This window comes from Paenibacillus xylanilyticus (assembly GCF_013359935.1).
Taxonomy (GTDB): Bacteria; Bacillota; Bacilli; order Paenibacillales; family Paenibacillaceae; genus Paenibacillus; species Paenibacillus xylanilyticus.
The window spans coordinates 579,541-587,383 of the sequence record NZ_JABMCB010000190.1; the positions used below are offsets into that span (position 1 = coordinate 579,541).

7 protein-coding genes are annotated in these 7,843 nt (G+C 42.2%); all 7 read right to left on the minus strand.

The window, feature by feature from the left end:
- Positions 1-126: 126 nt before the first annotated feature.
- The gene (locus HP552_RS19535) at positions 127-1,953 is read right to left on the minus strand and encodes an oligopeptide ABC transporter substrate-binding protein (protein ID WP_175397051.1); all 1,827 of its coding nucleotides are present in this window, start codon (positions 1,951-1,953) and stop codon (positions 127-129) included.
- An 18-nt stretch (positions 1,954-1,971) separates the two neighbouring features.
- On the minus strand, positions 1,972-2,877 hold the full coding sequence (locus HP552_RS19540; RefSeq protein ID WP_175397052.1) for an ABC transporter permease: 906 nt from the start codon (positions 2,875-2,877) through the stop codon (positions 1,972-1,974).
- 28 nt (positions 2,878-2,905) lie between these two features.
- On the minus strand, positions 2,906-3,868 hold the full coding sequence (gene opp4B, locus HP552_RS19545; protein ID WP_175397053.1) for an oligopeptide ABC transporter permease: 963 nt from the start codon (positions 3,866-3,868) through the stop codon (positions 2,906-2,908).
- A gap of 5 nt (positions 3,869-3,873) precedes the next feature.
- Positions 3,874-4,806, minus strand: coding sequence for an ABC transporter ATP-binding protein (locus HP552_RS19550; protein WP_217506480.1), 933 nt, complete (start codon positions 4,804-4,806; stop codon positions 3,874-3,876).
- A gap of 4 nt (positions 4,807-4,810) precedes the next feature.
- The gene (locus HP552_RS19555) at positions 4,811-5,809 is read right to left on the minus strand and encodes an ABC transporter ATP-binding protein (RefSeq protein WP_175397054.1); all 999 of its coding nucleotides are present in this window, start codon (positions 5,807-5,809) and stop codon (positions 4,811-4,813) included.
- A 726-nt stretch (positions 5,810-6,535) separates the two neighbouring features.
- The gene (locus tag HP552_RS19560; RefSeq protein ID WP_175397055.1) at positions 6,536-7,126 is read right to left on the minus strand and encodes a M15 family metallopeptidase; all 591 of its coding nucleotides are present in this window, start codon (positions 7,124-7,126) and stop codon (positions 6,536-6,538) included.
- 235 nt (positions 7,127-7,361) lie between these two features.
- Positions 7,362-7,634, minus strand: a complete 273-nt coding sequence (gene rpsR, locus HP552_RS19565) for a 30S ribosomal protein S18 (RefSeq protein ID WP_062327715.1) — start codon at positions 7,632-7,634, stop codon at positions 7,362-7,364.
- Between the last annotated feature and the right edge of the window lie 209 nt (positions 7,635-7,843).

A 7,843-nucleotide genomic window follows, 5' to 3' on the forward strand; every position in this document is an offset into this window, starting at 1 on the left:
GGATTACTCAAGCTGATCTAGCAACCGCATTCGCAAAGGACCCCAATCCTTATGATTGCTAAATCGAGTTGAAAGTAACCTTTTCTTGAGAACAAGGCACTTAAAGATAGAATCAGAATTTTATGATTACTCAGCCACTACTGGTTTATCTGCGTTAACAGCCAGATCGTTCAGGTAGATACCCGTTCCATCCCCAATAGCGTAGTTCATTACACGTTTGTTCACTGGTGCTACAACCGCACGATACAGTGTTGGGAATACAGGAACTTCATCAACCATGTACTGCTGCCATTCATTGTAGATCTCTTTACGTTTCTCTACATCAAATGCTTCAGCAGATACACCTTTTGCCAGCAATTCATCATTTTTCTCGCTTGAGAATCTGGAGAAGTTATACAGTGCATCGCGACCATACAGGCCTGCTGGGTCTACGTCAATACCAACGCCCCATGCTGCTTGATACACATCGATGTTAGGGTCATCTTTACCCGTGTTACCTACGCGGTCATAGAAGCTGTTGAACTCAACCATTTCCAGGTTAACCTTCAGACCGATCGCTGCCCAGGATTGAACATAATACCGTGCCAGTGGTTCAGCTGTATCGCCACCTGTCATGGAAACGAAATTGATTTCCAGTGGTGATCCATCCGGATTGGTACGGAATTCTCCGTCCAATTTGTAGCCAGCTTCATCAAGCAATGCTTTTGCTGCTTCAGGATCGTATGCTACACCCGGATTGTTGGAATCATGGAATTCAGGGTGAGACGGTGGAATCAGTGTTGTTGCGTTCCAGCGCAGACCGTTGTAGAAACGTTTACCGACTTGGTCGTTATCTACAGCCATCCACATGGCTTTACGCAGGTTTTTGTCAGCCATTTTTGCATCAGGATTGGTTACAACTTTTCCATTTGCTTCATCCCATGTTCCCAGTTTGAAACCAATGTACGTGTATGCACGGTCAATTGCACCCAGGAATTCTACGTTGGACATATCCGCATTGTCTTTATATTGATCTGTAGGGAATGCATCTACGAGGTCTACCCCGCCAGATTTCAATTCTTGAACAACCGTTGTTGGGTTGATAACTTTCAAAGTCACTTTATCCAGTTTTGGAGCTCCACGCCAGTAGTCTTCATTTTTAACAAATGTCACAGACTCACCTGGAGTGATGGTTTCCACTTTAAATGGACCAAAACCGATTGGAGTTTCACGCACTTCTTTGGAAGAGGACATTTTCGCTACATCCATATCACCGAAGATATGTTTAGCTAACGGGTACGTCCATACGCCACCTGTCAACAGGGACGGTGTAGATTCTTTATACGTAATGCTGATTTGTTTCTCGCTCAGTACTTTAATACCGGAGATCGTTTTTGCTTTACCAGCGTGGTATTCATCCATACCTACTACACTTGTGAAGTTGGAGTCGTAACGAGGACCATCATAAGCCTTGTTACCAATTACTTCATAAGCAAACTGCAAATCTTCAGCCGTTACCGGCTTGCCATCGTGCCAATTTACATTATCACGAATGGTCAGCGTGAACGTTTTGCCATCTTCCGATGTTTCATACGTAGCTGCACCATCATTGGTATATACATAGTCTTTATCCCAAGTCAGCAAACCTTCGTCAAACCAGCCCAGAACTTGCACGTCCGGATCGCCCGAGTAAAAATTGTAATTCAGTGTGCCTTCAAAAGCAGTATCTGATACAAGTCCGAATGTAATGGATCCACCTTCAATGGCAGTCCCTTCATTGGTTTTAACATTGTTGAAGTCGTCGATGGAATATACGCCCTCTTCATTAGCGGGTTTTTCCTCTGTCTTAGTGTCCCCTGTGTTCGTAGAAGGCGTTGGTGTTGCTGCCTCTTTCTCCGAGCACGCCGCAAGCGCCAGTACGAAGACCAACATCATCGTGAAAAATAGTCCCCGTGAAAAAAATCTCTTTTTCATGAACCTTTCCTCCCTTTTCTAACCTCTTCTTTGTCTTGCATCAGTCGCACGCTTCAGGGCTTGACCGACATTATTTATACTCAACATCAATACCAGAATAAGTACTGACGCAGGTAGCCATATCCACCATCTGGATTCCAGGGTTTGCGGATTACGTGCATAGCTTACGAGTGTTCCAAGACTTGGTGTGCTTTCGGGGAAACCAAATCCCAAGAAAGACAACCCGGATTCAAGGCCAATATTGGCAGCAAGGTTCAATGTCATCGTTACGATGATGATGGAACTAAGATTAGGAAGAACCTGTGAAAGCATGATTTTGAGATGGGAAGAACCCAACGTTTTTGAAGCTTTTACATATTCTAGTTCGCGCTCCTGTAATGCCTTAGACCTAATCAACCTGGCAATTCCCATCCATAGGAAAGCAGTCATGATTAGCGAGAACGAAGTAATATTATATTTGGGTACTGCTGTAACAAACGCAATAACGATCATCATGAACGGAAGAACCATGAAGAAATCCACAATACGCATGAATATATTATCAATCACTCCTCCGAAGTAACCGGACAGTACACCAATCAAGATTCCCAAGAAACCTGTCATTAGCGTAACAAGAAAGGCAATGGATAACGAGTTCCGAGTACCTATGACTAGTTGTCCGAACACATCTCGTCCCCCGTAGTCTGTTCCTAACCAATATTGTGCGGAAGGCGGCTCATACAAGGCGAATAGATCCACTTTAACAATTTCGTCCTGGTCTAGGACCAAAGCAGTTCCGTAGACTAGTACTAAAACTAATCCCAAAAATATGAGGGAAATTAGCGCCACTTTATCTCGGACTAGCTCCCTCCATAAGATACTCAAGCTAGAGGGGCTCTTATCAATCTTCTGTGAAGTTATAACGACATCATTGGCCTTGCTCATCTTTATTCACCCCGAAGTCTTCAAGTTCTTACTTGATCCGTATACGCGGATCTACCAATCCAAGAATAATGTCAGATAACAGCGAGCCCAGAATTGTAGCTATACCAAATATCAGGACAAGCGCGGTCACAACACTGAAATCCCGCAGAGAGATTGAGTTAAGAAACAGCTGCCCCATGCCCGGATAACTGAATATACTCTCAATAATAATGGTACCTCCGATAAGTCCCGTAATCTCATAACCGAAGAATGCGGCGATCGGAAGTAGGGAGTTTCTTAAAATATGCTTATTGTAAACTCGTGATTCCGAGGCACCCTTGGCTCGCGCAGTGAGAACAAATTCTTTGTGTTTAATATCGATGATTTCGCTACGCAAGTATTGAACAGTTGATACTGTAGCAATCAACGCCATGGATAAGGCCGGCAATAACAAATGATAGAACTTGCTTGCAACGTAACTAAATGTTCCTGGTGTAAGTCCAGGTGCTACGCTACCTCCAGTCGGGAATAATCCGAAGTGGAACCCAAAAATCCATAACATAACGAGTGCAAAAATAAATAAAGGAGCTGCAAAACCTAGATAGGTGTACCCCGTGATTAAACGGTCAGACCATGTATCATTGTAACGACCACTGATAATGCCTAGTGGAATCGCGATCAAGTATGTGAACACAAGTGTTGCAAAAGCCAGCCAGAATGTATTTGAGATTCGTTGACCAATCAAGTCCATAACCGGCATTTTAAATCGGAAAGATTGCCCGAAGTCGCCTTGTGCTGCATTTCTGATCCAGTCCCAATACTGTACATACCATGGATTGTTAAGTCCAAGTCGTTCTCTCTGTTCGTCCAGAGCTTTAGGATCAATGCTTGGGTCAAGCAAGCCAGTTAGCGCGTCACCTGGCATCGCCTTGGCCATCAGGAATACCAAAAGACTTAACAAAAAGATCTGAGGGATCATAATCATGATTCTTCGTAGTATTATATTCCACATTTTCTTCAACCTTTCTGAGGTAGAGCTACTCGGTGAGTATCGGAAATGGATTTGAGCGAGTAAGCAAGCCCTTCCTCATCAAAGAAGTTTCGGTATGAATTCTCGTACTCGGATTTGACCATCTGACGAAAAGCATTCATTTCGTCACGTTTGGTTGGATCCATATCCGGAATAGCTGCTATGAGACGCTTGGTATAGATATGTTGTGGATTCTCAAAAATATCATCGGTCGTTCCTTGCTCTACGTAGCGACCTTTATACATGATTCCGATCTGATCACACATATGCCTGATTATTCCTAGATCGTGGCTGATGAACAGATAGGTGAGGTTTAATTCCTTTTGAATCTCCTGCATGAAATTAAGTACCTGCGCCTGTACGGATACATCCAGAGCGGATACCGGCTCATCTGCAATAATCAGTTTCGGCTTCAATGCAATGGCACGGGCTATTCCGATCCGCTGCCGTTGTCCGCCAGAAAATTCATGCGGATATTTATAGATCGACTCGGGACTCAGCCCTACCTTTTCAAGCAGATCCCTGACTTGTCTCTTCTCTTCCGCAGCTGTCAGCCGCTCATAGTTGCGGAGAGGTTCGGCAATAATGTCGATAACCCTTTTCTTGGGATTGAGGGAAGAGTAAGGGTCCTGGAAGATCATTTGTACATCGCGCTGGAGCTGTCTGTCTTTACGCCGCTCTTTGGCAAGATCCTTGCCGTTGAAAAGAATTCTTCCAGCTGTCACATGGTTCAGACCAATGACGGCTCTCCCTGTCGTCGTTTTGCCTGAACCTGACTCACCAACAAGACCGTAGGTCTGCCCCTGCTCAATGGAAAAACTCACATCATCGACTGCCTTGATATTGCCAATTTCACGCTTGATCAATCCACCGCGAATTGGAAAGTGTATTTTAAGTCCTTCAACTTCGAGTAGTGCCATTATGTTATTCCTCCTCAGCTTGATCAGGGAAATGAAAGTGCTGGTAACAGGTACAACGTACAAAGTGACCTGGAGCAATTTCATGCATCTGTGGGTTCTCTTCATGGGCCGAATCATTGATCCATGGAATTCGGGCCTTGAATCGGCACCCTTTGCGAGGAAGATTTTTTAATGAAGGGACGATGCCTTGAATGACATGCAGCTTCGATTTTTCTTCAGTAATGGTAGGAATAGAGTTTAATAGAGATCTTGTGTATGGATGCTTCGCGTTGGTCATTAGAGTGTAGATATCAGCAATTTCAACAATTTCACCTGCATACATGACGGCCACGCGATCTGCCATCTCGGCGACCACTCCCAGATCATGCGTAATCAGGATGATTCCGGCATTAATCTCATTCTTCAAATCCCGGATAAGTTCGAGAATCTGAAGTTGAATGGTCACATCAAGTGCTGTTGTTGGTTCATCAGCGATCAGTAACTCCGGTTTATTAGCGATCGCGATTGCGATTACCACCCGCTGTCTCATACCACCAGATAGTTCGTGAGGGTACTGCTTATAGATTTGTTCAGGACGTGGAATCCCTACTTGATTAAGCAGGTTTATTACTTTGTCCTTCTTCTCTCTTGAAGATAGCTTGGGTTGATGGAGTGTGAGAATCTCATCGATCTGTTCACCAATCACCATCAGAGGATTTAATGCGGAAAGGGGGTCCTGGAAAATCATTCCCATTTCTTTACCGCGGAGCTTGTTTAATTTGGTAGGAGATATATTGGCTATATCCTGTCCTTTATATAGAATCTGTCCGTCGATTTTGGCTTTGTTGTGCAGGCCCATAATTGAAAATGCAAATGCACTTTTGCCCGATCCCGATTCTCCAACAATCGCTAATACTTCATTCTTCTTAACCGTAAGGTTAACGTGATCAACGGCTGCATAATAGTCATCTTCAATTCTGAATGATGTAGTTAGATTTCTGACTTCCAATAGCTCTGTGTTCAAATCAATCACCCTAACCCCATAATTTCCGCAGACTGTATTCATATATAAGAATGCATCCACTGCATATTTCCATGTTCTTGAAGATAACGAACAAAAGTTTATACAAAATACCAATTCATTAGGAGAAACGAGCTTCGACATTGTTATTTAGACCATTGGTCAATTAATGTTGATAATTCCTAGCGGGATTATACTGCAAAATAATTAATGTAATCATACGTGTAAATTTAGGTGACGTCAATGATTATTTTGAGATTTTTGGTATAAATGTTTTTTATAACACAGTTTTGGATATTAGTTATGTTTTAAGGGTAGATATCAAAGGAATTTCGAGCTTATTTAGATGTGATCTACGTGAGGTTTTGGATTGGAAGATAACTGGGTTTAATTAATATGACATTAATATTACATCACCTGGTTATTGATATGTTAGATAATTGTTTTTTTATAAATTCTGATGTTAAGTTTGTGATAAAAACGACGGTTTCATTGTCTCATTTATGTCAGGTGTCATTTAAGCAAATTTATGTCTATCCGATTAGATTTATGCTATTCATTAAGTCCGTGTTAAAATTCTAGTTATTATAGTATAGATTTATTTATTTGCTGCTGTAAAGGACTAATTGTAATCTTTTATCATTTTTTTTACATAAGAATGAAAAAAGCCCTGCAAAATGCAGGACTTAACCAATATTTATACATTTTATTGTATTTTAATTATAATTACTAAGGCGATTCAGGTGGGCGCTTCCCACGCTTCAGTTCATTTATGCTTAAACCAAAATCCATTTGCAAATGAGGATAATCCGGAAAGTTAGCCCAATCTCCTCCCCACGTAAAACCCAGCTCCTTGGCCATATCGACGACTTCTCTCCAGTCTGCTTGACTATTCCCGTTATCATCACGTTCCATATCCCATACGACATCACCATCTGGCGTACGAAGTGCAAAATCAATTGCCAATCCATAGTTGTGATAGGACTCTCCGCCTCGAGCATTGGTAACTATATTTCCAGCGTTAGAACGACCTTGGTTGAATAACTCATCCTGCTCTTCTATACTCCGATAACCATGGGTAATGACGACTTCTATACCACGTCGGGCTGCTTTACGTACCAATAGCTCCTCGCTCTCTGCTACTACCGGGTGGAGACCTGTAATTGGTGTAACATCTTGAATATGTTCTGGCCAGATCTCGTACGTGCTTTCTTTTTGTTGCAGCCACACATATAAAATCGAAAGCAGCAGAGTAGCTATAAGCCACAAACGCAAACTCTTCTTTCGCTTCTGCTGCTCTTTTCTTTTGGTTTTGTTCATATGCCACTCCTGGTGTTTGACTATTATAAATAGAAAAAATGATTCACATCATACTTTGCTCAAGTCTATAATATAATCTATTATAAATCATTTGCATCCCAATTGCTTATCTCCCACCAGTTTGAACTTGCCATGAATATAAGCATAAGCAACCTGTTCACTAATTCTTTATTTATCTATACACAAAAAAGCAGCCGGCGATAAGCCGGCTGCTTCGTATGCAAGCTGAGTAAGACTACTCAGTTGTGTATGGCAGCAATGCGATTTGACGGGAGCGTTTGATCGCAATCGTCAGCATGCGTTGATATTTAGCGCTAGTACCTGTTACACGGCGTGGCAAAATTTTTCCACGTTCGCTGATAAATTTACGAAGCAAGTCCGTATCTTTATAATCGATGTGAGTAATTTTGTTAGCTGTGAAGAAGCACACTTTACGACGTTTGTTACGGCCGCCACGGCGAGCCGGTCTTTTATCGTTGTCTCCGCCTTCTCTTTGCTTGAAGCTCATGCTTTTCAGTCCTTTCCTATCGTTAAACCAATCACTCCTAAGAGCCTTGATTCACGTTAAAATGGCAGTATTGAAGAACGCATACTGTGTAATTCCCCAATACTCCTTGTTCTAATTGAGTTTTTATTGGTTACACACCGTCCCTGTGTAAACCGTGAATTCACTTTTCTAAAATTACCACAAATACGTCTAGAAATCAAATGTTTAAA